The 14,714-nt window shown below is 70.1% G+C and carries 11 protein-coding genes and 2 tRNA genes; 7 read left to right on the forward strand and 6 right to left on the reverse strand.

Going from position 1 to position 14,714, the window contains the following annotated elements:
• Window positions 1–94 precede the first annotated feature (94 nt).
• Window positions 95–165, reverse strand: a tRNA-Gly gene (locus tag ACFVYR_RS15050).
• 142 nt (window positions 166–307) lie between these two features.
• On the opposite strand from ACFVYR_RS15050, the gene ACFVYR_RS15055 reads away from it, so the two are divergent.
• From ACFVYR_RS15055 to clpX, 5 genes are all read left to right on the forward strand, one after another.
• Window positions 308–384, forward strand: a tRNA-Pro gene (locus ACFVYR_RS15055).
• A 150-nt stretch (window positions 385–534) separates the two neighbouring features.
• The gene (gene tig, locus ACFVYR_RS15060; RefSeq protein WP_384257488.1) at window positions 535–1,920 is read left to right on the forward strand and encodes a trigger factor; all 1,386 of its coding nucleotides are present in this window, start codon (window positions 535–537) and stop codon (window positions 1,918–1,920) included.
• A gap of 416 nt (window positions 1,921–2,336) precedes the next feature.
• Complete coding sequence (locus ACFVYR_RS15065; protein WP_190538051.1) at window positions 2,337–2,942, forward strand: ATP-dependent Clp protease proteolytic subunit; 606 nt, start codon at window positions 2,337–2,339, stop codon at window positions 2,940–2,942.
• Window positions 2,943–3,004: 62 nt separating this feature from the next.
• Complete coding sequence (locus ACFVYR_RS15070) at window positions 3,005–3,700, forward strand: ATP-dependent Clp protease proteolytic subunit (RefSeq protein ID WP_384257491.1); 696 nt, start codon at window positions 3,005–3,007, stop codon at window positions 3,698–3,700.
• A 167-nt stretch (window positions 3,701–3,867) separates the two neighbouring features.
• Window positions 3,868–5,154 (forward strand): ATP-dependent Clp protease ATP-binding subunit ClpX, encoded by a 1,287-nt coding sequence (gene clpX / locus ACFVYR_RS15075; protein ID WP_384257494.1) that lies wholly within the window; start codon window positions 3,868–3,870, stop codon window positions 5,152–5,154.
• Between the two features lie 72 nt (window positions 5,155–5,226).
• Here clpX and ACFVYR_RS15080 read toward each other — a convergent pair whose 3' ends face one another.
• The 3 genes from ACFVYR_RS15080 to ACFVYR_RS15090 all read right to left on the reverse strand — a co-directional run bounded on the left by ACFVYR_RS15080 (window position 5,227) and on the right by ACFVYR_RS15090 (window position 8,531).
• On the reverse strand, window positions 5,227–6,288 hold the full coding sequence (locus ACFVYR_RS15080; protein WP_384257497.1) for a hypothetical protein: 1,062 nt from the start codon (window positions 6,286–6,288) through the stop codon (window positions 5,227–5,229).
• Window positions 6,289–6,408: 120 nt separating this feature from the next.
• Window positions 6,409–7,467, reverse strand: coding sequence for a hypothetical protein (locus tag ACFVYR_RS15085; RefSeq protein WP_384257500.1), 1,059 nt, complete (start codon window positions 7,465–7,467; stop codon window positions 6,409–6,411).
• Window positions 7,468–7,667: 200 nt separating this feature from the next.
• On the reverse strand, window positions 7,668–8,531 hold the full coding sequence (locus ACFVYR_RS15090) for a hypothetical protein (protein WP_384257503.1): 864 nt from the start codon (window positions 8,529–8,531) through the stop codon (window positions 7,668–7,670).
• A gap of 136 nt (window positions 8,532–8,667) precedes the next feature.
• On the opposite strand from ACFVYR_RS15090, the gene ACFVYR_RS15095 reads away from it, so the two are divergent.
• Window positions 8,668–11,292: a valine--tRNA ligase gene (locus tag ACFVYR_RS15095; protein WP_384257506.1), complete on the forward strand. Its 2,625-nt coding sequence runs from the start codon at window positions 8,668–8,670 to the stop codon at window positions 11,290–11,292.
• Between the two features lie 121 nt (window positions 11,293–11,413).
• Here the strand turns inward: ACFVYR_RS15095 and ACFVYR_RS15100 are convergent, their stop codons facing one another.
• Window positions 11,414–12,040, reverse strand: a complete 627-nt coding sequence (locus tag ACFVYR_RS15100) for a hypothetical protein (protein WP_384257509.1) — start codon at window positions 12,038–12,040, stop codon at window positions 11,414–11,416.
• A gap of 170 nt (window positions 12,041–12,210) precedes the next feature.
• Here ACFVYR_RS15100 and ACFVYR_RS15105 point away from each other — a divergent pair, with 170 nt between their 5' ends.
• On the forward strand, window positions 12,211–13,377 hold the full coding sequence (locus ACFVYR_RS15105; protein WP_384257511.1) for a sensor histidine kinase: 1,167 nt from the start codon (window positions 12,211–12,213) through the stop codon (window positions 13,375–13,377).
• Between the two features lie 258 nt (window positions 13,378–13,635).
• Here the strand turns inward: ACFVYR_RS15105 and ACFVYR_RS15110 are convergent, their stop codons facing one another.
• A complete protein-coding gene (locus ACFVYR_RS15110; RefSeq protein WP_384257514.1) occupies window positions 13,636–14,652 on the reverse strand; it encodes a rod shape-determining protein in 1,017 nt (338 codons plus the stop codon).
• Between the last annotated feature and the right edge of the window lie 62 nt (window positions 14,653–14,714).

A 14,714-nucleotide genomic window follows, 5' to 3' on the forward strand; every position in this document is an offset into this window, starting at 1 on the left:
CTCCGGTGCTGCGCGCCGGAGCGCGGGCGGCCCGGCGGGCCGCCCGGAACGCAGAAAACCCCAGACCGTTCCCGGCCTGGGGTTTTCTCGTGAGAGCGGGCGACGGGAATCGAACCCGCGTAGCTAGTTTGGAAGACTAGGGCTCTACCATTGAGCTACGCCCGCACAGTTCGCGCCACGACGCGGAAGCCGCGGCACGACAGGCATCGTAGCGGGTCATGGGCCCTCGCCGCACGCCCCCCTCACCCGGTCCCGTTCAACCGGGGGCCGCACTGCCTGCGGGCATGTACCCTACGTGTCGCACCGACGGGGTGTGGCGCAGCTTGGTAGCGCGTCCGCTTTGGGAGCGGAAGGCCGTGGGTTCAAATCCCGCCACCCCGACCACCTTGTTCCTCCCCACCTCCCCCTCCGTGGGACGCCCTGCAAGATCGCATTGTGGCTCGGCTCCTGCATGCCGTTACTATGCAAGCTGTGTGCCCGTGTGTCTCTGAGCCGGGCTCAATCCCAAGAAGTCAGCCCCAAGGAGACCGAACCGTGAAGAGCGCCGTGGAGACCCTGAACCCGACCCGGGTTCGGCTCACTGTTGAGGTGCCCTTCGAGGAGCTCAAGGACAGCCTCGACGCGGCCTACAAGAAGATCAACCAGCAGGTCACGGTGAAGGGCTTCCGCAAGGGCAAGATCCCGGCCCGTGTCATCGACCAGCGGTTCGGCCGCGGCGCCGTCCTCGAAGAGGCCGTCAACGACGCGCTCCCGAAGTTCTACACCGAGGCCGTGAACGAGGCCGAGCTCAACGTCCTGGGCCAGCCCGAGGTGGACATCACCGAGCTGAAGGACAACGAGACCCTCAACTTCACCGCTGAGGTCGACATCCGTCCCGCGATCGAGATCCCGGACTACTCCGGCATCGAGGTCGAGGTCGACGCGGTCGAGGTCAGCGACGAGGACGTCGACAAGGCCGTCGAGGAGCTGCGCGAGCGCTTCGCCTCCACGTCCCCGGTCGAGCGTGCCGCCGAGGACGGCGACGTCGTGACGATCGACCTGGAGGCCAAGGTCGAGGGCGAGGTCCTGGAGGACGGCGTCGCGTCCGGCGTCTCCTACACGATCGGCTCCGGCGAGCTCCTCGAGGGCATCGACGACGCCGTGAAGGGCCTGGAGGCCGGTGGCGAGGCCACCTTCACCTCCGAGCTCAAGGGCGGCTCCGCGGCCGGCAAGGAGTCCGAGGTCACCGTCAAGGTCACCCAGGTCGCCAAGCGCGAACTGCCGGAGCTGGACGACGACTTCGCGCAGCTCGCCTCCGAGTTCGACACCCTCGACGAGCTGAAGGCCGACAGCCGCAAGCGCCTCGAGAACATGAAGCAGTACGACCAGGCCACGCAGGCCCAGGAGCGCGTCCTGGAGAAGCTGCTCGAGCTGGTCGAGGTCCCCGTCCCCGAGAAGCTCCTCGCGGACGAGATCCAGACCCGCAAGCACAACCTGGTGAACCACCAGCTCGGCCAGATGGGCCTCGACCTCGCGAAGTACCTGGAGATCCAGGGCAAGACCGAGGAAGAGTTCGACGCCGAGACCAAGGACCAGGCCGAGAAGGGCATCAAGACGCAGTTCGTCCTCGACGAGCTCGTCAACAAGGAGAAGCTGAACGTGAACCAGGAGGAGCTCACCGAGCACCTCATGCGTCGCGCGCAGTCCTCCGGCATGTCCCCCGACCAGTTCGCCCAGGCCGTCGTCGAGGGCGGCCAGGTCCCGATGCTGGTCGGCGAGGTCGCCCGCGGCAAGGCCCTCGCGGTCGTCGTCGAGGCGGCGTCGGTCAAGGACACGAACGGCGAGGTCGTCGACCTGGACGACGAGGACGAGACGGCTGCCGCCGAGGGTGAGCAGACCGAGGCGACCTCCGACGCCTCCGAGGAGAAGACCGAGGCCTGAGCCTCGCTCTGACGCTCGCACACCGGGCCCCCAGGACTTCTCGGTCCCGGGGGCCCGGTGTCTTTGGGGGCGCGGGGAACCGCGCGATCAGCCCCTACGGGGCCGCAGGCGCGTCTGCCGCGGCGAGCCCCATGGCGGGTGCGGCTCGTGGGGGTTGCTCGCGCAGTTCCCCGCGCCCCTTACGGGGCACGACCGGCACTGGTCAAGGCGCCCCCGCCAGAACCTGCGCTCACAGCGAACAGTTGGTTCTCCGGGATTCCCGGAGGGACCCCGCGCGTTAGGGTCCATGAATACGAGGGCAGGGGAGTCCCCGAAGCCGCCCCGGAGCGGCGAGCACGCGGGGTCCCAGGTCCCAAAAAGACGTGAGACGGCCCGGCGCCGTCGCAAGACGAGCAGGTGGATACGTGACGAATCTGATGCCCTCCGCCGCCGGCGACCCCTCCATCGGTGGTGGCCTCGGCGACCAGGTCTACAACCGGCTGCTCGGTGAGCGGATCATCTTCCTCGGCCAGCCGGTCGACGACGATATTGCCAACAAGATCACCGCACAGTTGCTGCTCCTTGCCTCCGACCCGGACAAGGACATCTACCTCTACATCAACAGCCCGGGCGGCTCGATCACGGCCGGCATGGCGATCTACGACACCATGCAGTACATCAAGAACGACGTGGTGACGATCGCGATGGGCATGGCGGCGTCGATGGGCCAGTTCCTGCTCAGCGCCGGTACGCCGGGCAAGCGCTTCGCCCTGCCGAACGCCGAGATCCTGATCCACCAGCCGTCCGCGGGCCTCGCGGGCTCCGCGTCGGACATCAAGATCCACGCCGAGCGCCTCCTTCTCACCAAGAAGAAGATGGCCGAGCTCACGGCGCACCACACCGGTCAGACCGTCGAGCAGGTCACGCGCGACTCGGACCGCGACCGCTGGTTCGACCCGCAGGAGGCCAAGGAGTACGGCCTCATCGACGACATCATGTCCAGCGCCGCCGGTATGCCGGGCGGGGGCGGCACCGGAGCCTGAGCCCCGTGCTCAGCGCCCCGAAGCCAGTACCCAAGCCCCTCCCCTCTCAGGAGAAACCAGAGATGAACAACTTCCCCGGCAGCGGCCTCCTCGGGCGCGCGCAGGCCGAGAGCGGCCAGGCCGAGTTCACCGGCGCCAGCGCCGAGTCCCGTTACGTCATCCCGCGCTTCGTCGAGCGCACCTCGCAGGGCGTGCGCGAGTACGACCCGTACGCGAAGCTCTTCGAGGAGCGCGTGATCTTCCTCGGCGTGCAGATCGACGACGCCTCCGCCAACGACGTCATGGCGCAGCTCCTGTGCCTGGAGTCGATGGACCCGGACCGCGACATCTCGATCTACATCAACAGCCCGGGCGGCTCGTTCACGGCCCTCACGGCCATCTACGACACGATGCAGTTCGTGAAGCCCGACGTGCAGACCGTCTGCATGGGCCAGGCCGCCTCCGCCGCCGCCGTGCTCCTCGCGGCCGGTACGCCGGGCAAGCGCATGGCCCTGCCGAACGCGCGCGTGCTGATCCACCAGCCCTACAGCGAGACCGGCCGCGGTCAGGTCTCCGACCTGGAGATCGCCGCCAACGAAATCCTCCGGATGCGTGCGCAGCTGGAGGAGATGCTGGCCAAGCACTCCACGACGCCGATCGAGAAGATCCGCGACGACATCGAGCGCGACAAGATCCTCACGGCCGAGGACGCGCTCTCCTACGGCTTGGTCGACCAGATCATCTCCACCCGGAAGATGAACAATTCCGCGGTTGCCTGACGCAGAGCTGTAGCATCTGCCGCTCCTTGGCATGGTTCGCGTACGACTCGCGTCGAAGTGAACCGTGCCAAGGGGGGCCCGAACGGGGGGCCCGGCAGGGTACCGTCGGATATGAGGCACCAGGAGCCGCTGAACGTGGCGTCTCCCAGGCGAAGGGGAAGCACCTCGTGGCACGCATCGGTGACGGCGGCGATCTGCTCAAGTGCTCGTTCTGCGGAAAGAGTCAGAAGCAGGTCAAGAAGCTCATCGCAGGCCCCGGTGTGTACATCTGCGACGAGTGCATCGACCTCTGTAACGAGATCATCGAGGAAGAGCTCGCGGAGACGAGCGAGGTGCGCTGGGAGGAACTTCCCAAGCCTCGCGAGATCTACGAATTCCTTGAGGGCTACGTCGTGGGCCAGGAGCCCGCGAAGAAGGCCCTCTCGGTAGCGGTGTACAACCACTACAAGCGGGTCCAGGCCGGAGAGAACGGCGGCGCGCAGGGCCGTGACGACGCGATCGAACTCGCGAAGTCCAACATCCTGCTGCTCGGCCCGACAGGATCCGGCAAGACGCTCCTGGCACAGACGCTCGCCCGCATGCTGAACGTCCCGTTCGCCATCGCGGACGCGACGGCGCTGACGGAGGCCGGCTATGTCGGCGAGGACGTCGAGAACATCCTGCTCAAGCTGATCCAGGCGGCCGACTACGACGTCAAGAAGGCCGAGACCGGGATCATCTACATCGACGAGATCGACAAGGTGGCCCGCAAGAGCGAGAACCCCTCGATCACCCGCGATGTGAGTGGCGAGGGCGTCCAGCAGGCGCTCCTGAAGATCCTGGAGGGCACCACGGCCTCCGTACCGCCGCAGGGCGGCCGCAAGCACCCGCACCAGGAGTTCATCCAGATCGACACGACGAACGTGCTCTTCATCGTGGGCGGCGCCTTCGCCGGCCTCGAGAAGATCATCGAGTCGCGGGCGGGCGCGAAGGGCATCGGCTTCGGCGCCACCATCCGCTCGAAGCGCGAGCTGGAGGAGAAGGACCAGTTCGAGGACATCATGCCGGAGGACCTGGTGAAGTTCGGGATGATCCCCGAGTTCATCGGCCGCCTCCCCGTGATCACCTCGGTCCACAACCTCGACCGCGAGGCCCTGCTCCAGATCCTGATCGAGCCGCGCAACGCGCTCGTGAAGCAGTACCAGCGCCTGTTCGAACTCGACGGCGTGGAGCTGGACTTCGAGCGCGAGGCCCTGGAGGCCATCGCGGACCAGGCGATCCTCCGCCAGACCGGCGCGCGCGGCCTGCGCGCCATCATGGAGGAAGTCCTCCAGTCGGTGATGTACGAGGTGCCGTCCCGCAAGGACGTGGCCCGCGTCGTCATCACGGCGGACGTCGTCCGTTCGAACGTCAACCCGACGCTGGTGCCGCGCGAGGCGCGGGGTCCGGGTGCCGGGGAGCAGAAGTCCGCGTAACGGCGAAGCAGGTCGGCAGTACGCCGAAGGGGACGCCCCGCGAGTGATCGCGGGGCGTCCCCTTTCGGTGTGTCAGACCTTCACGCGGACCGCCTTGCGGACCTTGAGCGTGGTGGCCGAGGCGTTGCTGAGCGAGACCTTGCCCGCCATGGCGTTCGCGACCTCGACGGGGACCACGACGCCGAGCGTGCTGTGGTCGCTCCAGATGCAGACCGGCATGTGGATCTCCTTGGGGGCCGACGAGCTGCTGCCCGCGCTGTCGTTCTCGATCACCGACTCCTGGCACTTGAGGGCCGCGGCGCTCGTGCCGAAGTCCTTGGGGCTGCCGACCAGTTCGCCGGTCTCCGAGTCCTTGCCCTGCGAGTCCTTCTCCAGCTTGGCGAACATGGCGTCGACGACCTTCGCGGGGTCGTCGATGTCGCCGTAGACGCCCATGAACTGGATGGCCTTCTGGCCCAGGGGATTGCTGTCGTCGCCCGCCTGGTAGGAGGCGTCGACGTCCTGGGGGTCCTGCACGCCCGCCTTCTCGGCGGCCGTCAGGTCGCTGGAGTTGAAGCCGCCGCTGTCGTCGTCACTCTTCTCGTACTCGCCGAGGATCGTGGCGGGCGTGGTCAGGGTGTGGGGTCCGTCGTCCTTGATGCCGCCGCCGTCCGCGACGTTCGATGTACTGCCGTTCTTGCCGCCGCCCTTGTCGTCGTCGCTGCCCGCGAGGACGAGGTAGCCGCCGACAGCCGCGGCGGCGACTACGGCGACGGCGGCGATGATGAGGCCGGTCTTCTTCTTGCCGCCGCCGGGCGGCGGGGGCGGGACCTGCCCGTAAGGGGCCTGCGGGGGCATCTGGCCGTAGGGGGCCTGGGGCTGCTGCCCGTAGGGGCCCGGCTGCTGGGGCTGGCTGTAGCCGCCCTGCTGGGGCGCCTGCTGCGGGTAGCCGTAACCGGGCTGCGACGGGGGAGCCTGCTGGGGGTAGCTGTAGCCGGGCTGCGGGGCTTGTGGGGGCTGCCCGTAAGGGCCGGGCTGCTGCGGCGGGACGCCCTGCGGCGGCTGACCGTACGGGCCGGGCTGTGGCGGCTGCTGACCGTACGGGCCGGGCTGCGGGGGTTGCTGTCCGTACGGGCCCGGCTGGTTGAAGCTCATGGGTGGGGTCCCCCTTCGGAACGTTTATGTGTTCCTGACATCCTGACGCAGCGGGGCCCGGCCTGATGACCGGGCCCCGTCATGCCGGGAACGACGGGCCGCGGCGGGCCCGGCAGGGCGTCAGCTCTTGACGCGGACCTCCGCGCGGAACTTGGCCGTGGTGGTCGCGGCCTCGTCGAGGTCGACCGACGTACCCGAGAGCGCGCTCGCGACGTCCGTGGTGACGACGTAGCCGATGGTGCTGTGGTCGCCCCAGATGCAGGTGGCGGCGGACATCTCGCCCGGTCCCGAGGCGCCGGCCGAGGAGCCGGAGGTACCGGCAGTGGAGCCGGAGGCGCCCGCTCCGCCGCCCATGGCGACCTTCATCTCCTGGCACTTCAGGACGGCGCCGTTGAGCTCGGCGGGCTTGTACTCCTTGGGCTCGCCGACCAGCGTGACCTTCCGGCCGGTGTCGCTGCCGGACGTCTCGTTCTTCTCCTTGGCGTTCGTGAACATGTGGTCGACGACGCCCTCTGGGTCCGCAATGTCCCCGTACACGCCGCCGAAGCTCAGTATCTTCTGCGCCATCGGGTTGTCCTTGCTGCCCGACTGGTACCCGGCGTGCACGTCCTTGGGGTTCTTCACCCCGGCGGCCTCGGCCTTGTCCAGGTCGATGCTGTTGAGGCCGTCGGACTGCTCCTCGTTCTTCTTGTACTCCGTCAGGACGGTCGACGGCGTGGTCAGCGTGTGCGGCCCGTCGTCCTTGATGCCGCCGTCCTCGCCACCGCCCCCCGCGACGTTCGATGAGCCGCCGTTCTTGCCGCCGCCCTTGTCGTCGTCGCTGCCCGCGAAGACGAGGTAGCCGCCGACAGCCGCGGCGGCGACCACGGCGACGGCGGCGATGATGAGGCCGGTCTTCTTCTTGCCGCCGCCGGGCGGCGGGGGCGGGACCTGCCCGTAAGGGGCCTGCGGGGGCATCTGGCCGTAGTGGGGCTGCTGCCCGTAGGGGCCCGGCTGCTGGGGCTGGCTGTAGCCACCCTGCTGGGGCGCCTGCTGCGGGGCTTGCGGGGGGTAGCCGTAGCCGGGCTGGGGCGCCTGCGGCTGCTGGCCGTAGGGGCCCGGCTGCTGCGGCTGCTGGCCATACGGCCCGGGCTGCTGGGGCTGCTGCCCGCCGTACGGGCCCGGCTGGTTGTAGCTCATTACTGGGGTTCCCTCCCGATGCTTATATGTTGCGAACATCCTGTCGGACGGGCGCACGGGGTTGGGCCCCAGGGCCGGATCGATGCGAGGTTGTTGAACGGCTGTTCCAGGGGCCGGACGTACGGGCGGGCGTGCGTACGGCGGACGTCATGGCCCCGGGACGGCGCACCGCCCCGGGGCTTTCGTCCACCTGTGCTCCGCTACGCCTTGACGCGGGCCGCCTTGCGCAGGTCGGCGGCGAACCCGGCGACCTCGTCCGCGGCCAGACCGCCACCGCCGCCCTTCGCCATCGCCGCCACGTCCACGCCGAACACGATGCCGTACGTACTGTGGTCGGCCCAGATGCAGATCGGCAGCTTCGTCTCGTCGCCGTCGTCCTTGATGCTTGCGGTCTGGCACTTCATGACGGCGTTGTCGAGGCCGTCGGGGTCGACGCTCTCGGGGCTGCCGACGAGTTCGACCTTGTCACCGGCGTCGGTGGACTTGTCCGACTCCTTCTCGGTGTTCTCGTCGGCCTTGGCGAAGCCGTTGTCGACAGCCTTCTCCGGGTCGTCGATCTCGCCGTACATGCCCTGGAAGCTCATCTGCTTCCCCTTCATGGCCGATCCGGAGCGGTACGAGGCCGCCACGTTCTCGGGGTTCTTGATGCCGACGGCTTCGGCGTTCTTCTTGTCGCCGGAGCCGAGCGGACCGTCGTCGGGACCGTCGTCCCCGCCCTTCTTGTACTCGCCCACGGAGGCCGGCGGCACCAGCTTGTGCGCGCCGTCGTCCTCGACCGAGGCCGAGTCGCCCCCGCCGAAGACGAAGTACGCGCCGACGCCGATGGCCGCGACCACGGCGACGGCGGCGATGACGAGGCCGGTCTTCTTCTTGCCGCCACCGGGCGGCGGGGGCGGCGGGACCTGCCCGTACGGGGCCTGGGGCGGCTGCTGAGGGTAGCCGTAGCCGGGCTGTGGCTGCTGCGGCTGCTGCGGCGGCTGACCGTAACCCTGCTGGGGCTGCTGCCCGTACGGCCCCGGCTGCCCCGGCTGCTGCCCGTACGGGTCCGGCTGGTTGTTGCTCATGGTGTGGGTCCCCCCGAGAATGCTGACGTGTCCCGGACATCCTGAACGAAGCCGGGGTTCCGTGGGGGCCCCACGGCCAACCGTTACCGAAGATTCCGGTTTCGGGACCGCCGCGCGACCCCTCTAAACTGACCGCGTGACCGAGAACGCTCAGCAGCAGCCCCCAGCGACCACTCCCGAACTGCCGACCCAGTACGCGCCGGCCGAGGTAGAGGGGCCGCTGTACGAGCGCTGGGTAGAACGCGGTTACTTCTCCGCCGACGAGAAGAGCGAGAAGCCCCCGTACACCGTCGTCATCCCGCCGCCGAACGTGACGGGCGCGCTCCACCTGGGCCACGCCTTCGAGCACACGCTGATCGACGCCCTCACCCGCCGCAAGCGCATGCAGGGCCACGAGACGCTCTGGCAGCCCGGCATGGACCACGCGGGCATCGCCACCCAGAACGTCGTGGAGCGCGAGCTCGCCAAGGAGGGCAAGTCCCGCCACGACCTCGGGCGCGAGGCGTTCATCGAGCGCGTCTGGAAGTGGAAGGGGGAGTCCGGCGGTCAGATCTCCGGGCAGATGCGCCGTCTCGGTGACGGCGTGGACTGGTCGCGTGAGCGGTTCACGATGGACGAGGGCCTCTCGCAGGCCGTCCAGACCATCTTCAAGAAGCTCTACGACGACGAGCTGATCTACCGCGCCGAGCGCATCATCAACTGGTGCCCGCGCTGTCTGACGGCGATCTCCGACATCGAGGTCGAGTACCAGGACGACGACGGCGAGCTCGTCTCGATCAAGTACGGCGAGGGGGACGAGACGCTCGTCGTCGCCACCACCCGCGCCGAGACGATGCTCGGTGACACCGCCGTCGCCGTCCACCCCGACGACGAGCGGTACAAGCACCTCGTCGGCAAGCAGATCAAGCTGCCGCTGACCGACCGCACCATCCCGGTCGTCGCCGACGAGCACGTCGACCCCGAGTTCGGCACCGGCGCCGTCAAGGTGACCCCGGCGCACGACCCGAACGACTTCGAGATCGGGCAGCGCCACTCCCTGCCGAACATCGCGGTCATGGACGAGCACGCGGTCATCACCGTGCCGGGCCCCTTCCAGGGCCTGGACCGCCTGGAGGCCCGCTCCGCCATCGTCGGCGCGCTGCGCGCCGAGGGCCGCATCGTCGCCGAGAAGCGCCCGTACACCCACTCCGTGGGCCACTGCTCGCGTTGCAAGACCACCATCGAGCCGCGCCTGTCGATGCAGTGGTGGGTCAAGGTCGGCCCGCTCGCCAAGGCCGCCGGTGACGCGGTCCGCGACGGCAAGGTCGAGATCCACCCGCAGGAGATGGAGAAGCGGTACTTCGACTGGGTCGACAACCTCCACGACTGGTGCATCTCGCGCCAGCTCTGGTGGGGCCACCGCATCCCCGTCTGGTACGGCCCGAACGGCGAGGTCGTCTGCGTCGGCCCCGACGACGAGGCGCCCACCGGCGAGGGCTGGCGCCAGGACAACGACGTGCTCGACACGTGGTTCTCCTCGGGCCTGTGGCCGTTCTCCACGCTCGGCTGGCCCGAGCAGACCGACAGCCTCGCGAAGTTCTACCCGAACTCCGTCCTGGTCACCGGCTACGACATCCTCTTCTTCTGGGTCGCCCGGATGATGATGTTCGGCCTGTACGCGATGGACGGCACCCCGCCGTTCCACACGATCGTGCTGCACGGCATGGTCCGCGACCAGTTCGGCAAGAAGATGTCGAAGTCCTTCGGCAACGCGGTCAACCCGCTGGACTGGATGGACAAGTACGGCTCGGACGCCCTGCGCTTCACGCTCGCCCGCGGCGCCAACCCCGGCACGGACGTGCCGATCGGCGAGGACTGGGTCCAGGGCTCGCGCAACTTCGCCAACAAGATCTGGAACGCCACGCGCTTCGCGATGATGAACGGCGCGACGATCGAGGGCGACCTGCCTCCGGCCGAGCAGCTGTCCGCCACCGACCGCTGGGTCCTCTCCCGCCTCAACGCGACGGTCGCCGAAGTCGACGCGCTCTACGACGACTACCAGTTCGCCAAGCTCTCCGACGCCCTCTTCCACTTCGCGTGGGACGAGGTCTTCGACTGGTACGTCGAGCTGTCCAAGACGACGTTCATGGCGGGCGGCGAGGGCGCGAAGGTCTCGGCCCGCGTCCTCGGCGAGGTCCTGGACGTCACCCTGCGCCTGCTCCACCCGATCGTGCCGTTCGTGACGGAGACGCTCTGGACGGCACTGACCGGCGGCGAGTCGCTCGTCATCGCCGACTGGCCGTCGGACAGCGGCTTCCGCGACGCGGCGGCCGAGCGCGAGATCGAGACCCTCCAGCAGGTCATCACGGAGGTCCGCCGCTTCCGCGCCGACCAGGGCCTCCAGCCGGGCCAGAAGGTCCCGGCCCGCCTGACCCTGGACGGCACCGCGCTGGCCCCGCACGAGGCGGCCATCCGCCAGCTGCTGCGCCTCCAGCCCGAGGGCGACGCCTTCACGGCGACGGCGACGCTGCCGGTCTCGGGCGCCACCGTCGCGCTCGACCTGTCCGGCACGATCGACGTCGAGGCCGAGCGCAAGCGCCTGGCCAAGGACCTGGCCGCCGCCGAGAAGGAGAAGGCGCAGGCCACGGCGAAGCTCGGCAACGAAGCGTTCCTGGCGAAGGCGCCCGACCAGGTCGTGGACAAGATCCGCGGCCGCCTCACCAAGGCCGAGGCCGACATCGCCCGCCTGCAGGCGCAGCTGGAGGCACTGCCGGCCGCGTAGCACCCGCGCAGTCGAAGGCCCCGGGACCGCCACATCGGTCCCGGGGCCTTCGCGCGTACGGCCAGATGTACGGCCAGACGTATGGCCAGGCGTACGGCCAGATGTACGGCCGGGCGTACGCCTAGGTGATCGACTCGGCGACCGGGCCGGTGGCCTGCCGGCCGATGGGCCCGTGCTCCTCAGGGACGCGCGGCAGCAGGTCCAGACCGAGCCGTTCGAGTTCCGCCTCGGCCAGCGCCTCCAGGGTCTGCGGATCGCCGTTGCGCCAGCCCTCGGCGAGGCTGCCCGGCGTCGCGCCCGCCATGTTCGCCGCCATGATCGCCACTTCGTGCAGCGGTCTGAGCAGGGTGCGCAGGGCGAGGATCTCGCGGCCGTCGTCGGAGGCGGCGAGGTCCCGGGCGGCGGCCGCCTGCCGGATCCAGCGCAGCCTGCGCGGCAGCCAGGCGGCGAGCATGAGGCCGACGGGCAGGACGAAGAGGGCGAGGGCACCGACGGCCACGGCGATCCGGACGATCACCGGATCCATCGCGTCGACGGCCTCGGCGAGACGCCACAGCACGAGGTCGACGCGCTCGCCGACCAGTGGCAGCGGCGCGCTGTGCTCCTGTATGGCGCGGGGGAGGGCGAGCAGACAGGCCAGCCGGTACGCGATGACGGCGACGGTGGCCCACAGCGCGGTCCACAGGAGCACCCCGGCGTCGCCGGCGAGCTGATGGGTCCGCCTGGAGGGGTTCTGGGCATACCACATGGTCCGATTTGACCCCCGGAGTGCACCGAGACGGCGCAGCCGCGCCGAAAGTACACCCGTTGTGTGCACAACCGGATGATTCGCCCACAAGGGCGCGGAGTGCGGCACATCACCAAATCGAGGACCTAGGTCCGGTGGAAAGGGCCGAAAGACCTTGGATGATGGAAGGCATGCGCAACCTGCCCGCCGCCCAGGCGATTCGCCAGGCGGCGGCCGCGGTGGGCCGCCTGGATGATCGCTGGTCGCAGTCACCGCGCACGCAGGACGTGCTCACGGCGGCCAGTGCCTTCGCCCTGATGAGCCTGGACGTCCCCGGCCTCGCCGAGGCGGACAACTCCCTCACGGGACCGCTCGCCGCCCTGGTCCTCGCGGCCGGCGCGTCCTTCCTCCTGCTGCGCCGCAGGCTGCCCTGGTTGCCGTACGCGGTCGCCCTCTTCCTGCTGAGCTGGCTGCACGAGCTGACCCTCGCCCAGTTCGCGCTGTACTCCCTGGCGCGCTACCGGGGCCGCCTCGCGGGCACGCTCGGGGTCATCGGCTACGTCGGCTTCGCGTACGTGATGTTCAACCTGCCGGGCTGGCCGGTCCACCGGGGGGACACGCTCGGCGCCTTCCTGAGCCTCGTCGTCCCGATCGGTGTGCTCGCGGCGGGCGTCGGCGTCGCGGCGAACCGACAGGACCTGGTCCGCGCGCTCGCCGCGCAGCGCGCGGAGACCGACACACTGCACGCCGTCCAGCAGGAGCGGGCCCGCGTCGCGCGGGACGTGCACGACTTCGTGGGGCGCGAGCTGACGCTGCTGAGCGTGCGGTCGCAGGTGTTGGGGCGCAGGGCCGCGGGCGGGCCCTTCGAGAAGGACTTCGAGGAACTCTCGGAGGCGGCGCGCAGCGCGCACCGGATGCTGAACGAGATCATCGTGCAGCGCGGCACGGACGGCGCCCCGACCCCCGGCATCGACGCGCTCCCCGAACTCGCCGAGCGCAGCGGCCGCGCGGGCAGCCCCGTCGACCTCCTGATCGACGACGCGGCCCACCGCCTCTCCCCGCTCCGCCAGGCGGCGGTCCACCGGGTGGTCCAGGAGTGCCTGACGAACGCGGCGAAGCACGCGCCGGGCGAGAGGGTGACGGTCCGCGTGGACCTGGCGGGCGACCGCCTGCGGATCACCGTCAGCAACCCGCTGCCCGCCGCGGCCCCCGTGACCGCGCCGGTCTCCGCGGGCACCGGGACGACGGGGATGGCGGAGCGGATCCGGGCGGTGGGCGGAACGTTTGCGGCGGGGCCGCGGGGGCGGGTGTACGAGGTGTGCGCCACGTTGTCCGCGGGGCGGCTGGCCGAGGCGTGAGGGGGCCGTCGGCCGGGTGCGGGTCCCGGTGCGGGGTGCCGGGTGCGGGGCTGTTGGGGCTGAGCGCGTTCTTCGCCTGCGGGCCGCCGGGGGCCGAGCGCGCAGTTCCCCGCGCCCCTTTGGCGGCACCTTCGGCGGGCGGAGGGGCAGGACCACCCAGGGGCGCGGGGAACTGCGCGACCAGCCATGTCCGGCCCGCGGCCGAGCCACAGCAGCCTCCGGGAGGGGGCCGCAGGCCGCCGCCCCCGCGCGGGAGGCCTACGCCGCGGTCAAGCCCCGTTCGAGCCCGTCGAAGTCCTCCACGCACTTCCCGCAGCCCAGCGCCACACTGTCCAGTGGGTCGTCCGCGACGAAGACCGGGATCCCCGTGGCGGAGGCGATCCGCAGGTCCAGCGCGGGCAGCAGCGCCCCGCCGCCCGTCAGCACGATGCCGTGCTCCATGATGTCGCCGGAGAGCTCCGGCGGGCACTCCTCCAGCGTCGCCTTGACCGCCGCGATGATCTGCTCGACCGGCTCGTCCAGAGCGGCCCGCACCTCACGCGCCGTCAGGTCCACGGTCTTGGGCAGGCCGCCCACCTTCTCCCGTCCCCGCACGGTGAACGTCCGCATCTCCAGCGCGTCCTCGCCCGGCACCGGCCACGCGGACCCGATGGCGACCTTGATGTCCTCTGCGGTGCGCTCGCCGATGAGCAGCGCGTGCTCCTTGCGCACGAAGTCGGTGATGGCCGTGTCGAGGCGGTCGCCGCCCACCCGCAGCGACTGGGCCGTGACGATGCCGCCCAGGGAGATCACCGCGACCTCGGTCGTGCCGCCGCCGATGTCGACGACCATCGAGCCGCGCGGCTCGGCGACCGGAAGGCCCGCCCCGATGGCCGCCGCCATCGGCTCCTCGATCAGGTGCACGGCCCGCGCCCCGGCCCGCTGCGACGCGTGCACGATCGCGCGCCGCTCGACGGGCGTGACCCCGCTCGGCACGCAGACGACCATGCGCGTACGGGGCCTGCGCCCGGGTACCGCCTTGCGCACGAAGTGCCGGATGAGTTCCTCGGCGGCCTCGTAGTCGCTGATCACACCGTCCCGCAGCGGCCGGATGGCGGTGATGGACCCGGGCGTGCGCCCGATCGTCTCCTTGGCCTCCGCCCCCACGGCGAGCACGCCGCTCTTGCCTCCACGGCTCGCCCGCACGGCGACCACGGACGGCTCGTTGAGCACGATGCCCTTGCCGCGCACGTAGAGGAGGGTGTTCGCAGTGCCGAGGTCGATACCTATGTCCATGATCGCCAAGTTTGCCCGGTGGGGCCGCCGAACGGAGGGTCGAAGGTCCCGAATCGGACAGG

This window comes from Streptomyces sp. NPDC058284, from assembly GCF_042881135.1.
Taxonomy (GTDB): Bacteria; Actinomycetota; Actinomycetes; order Streptomycetales; family Streptomycetaceae; genus Streptomyces.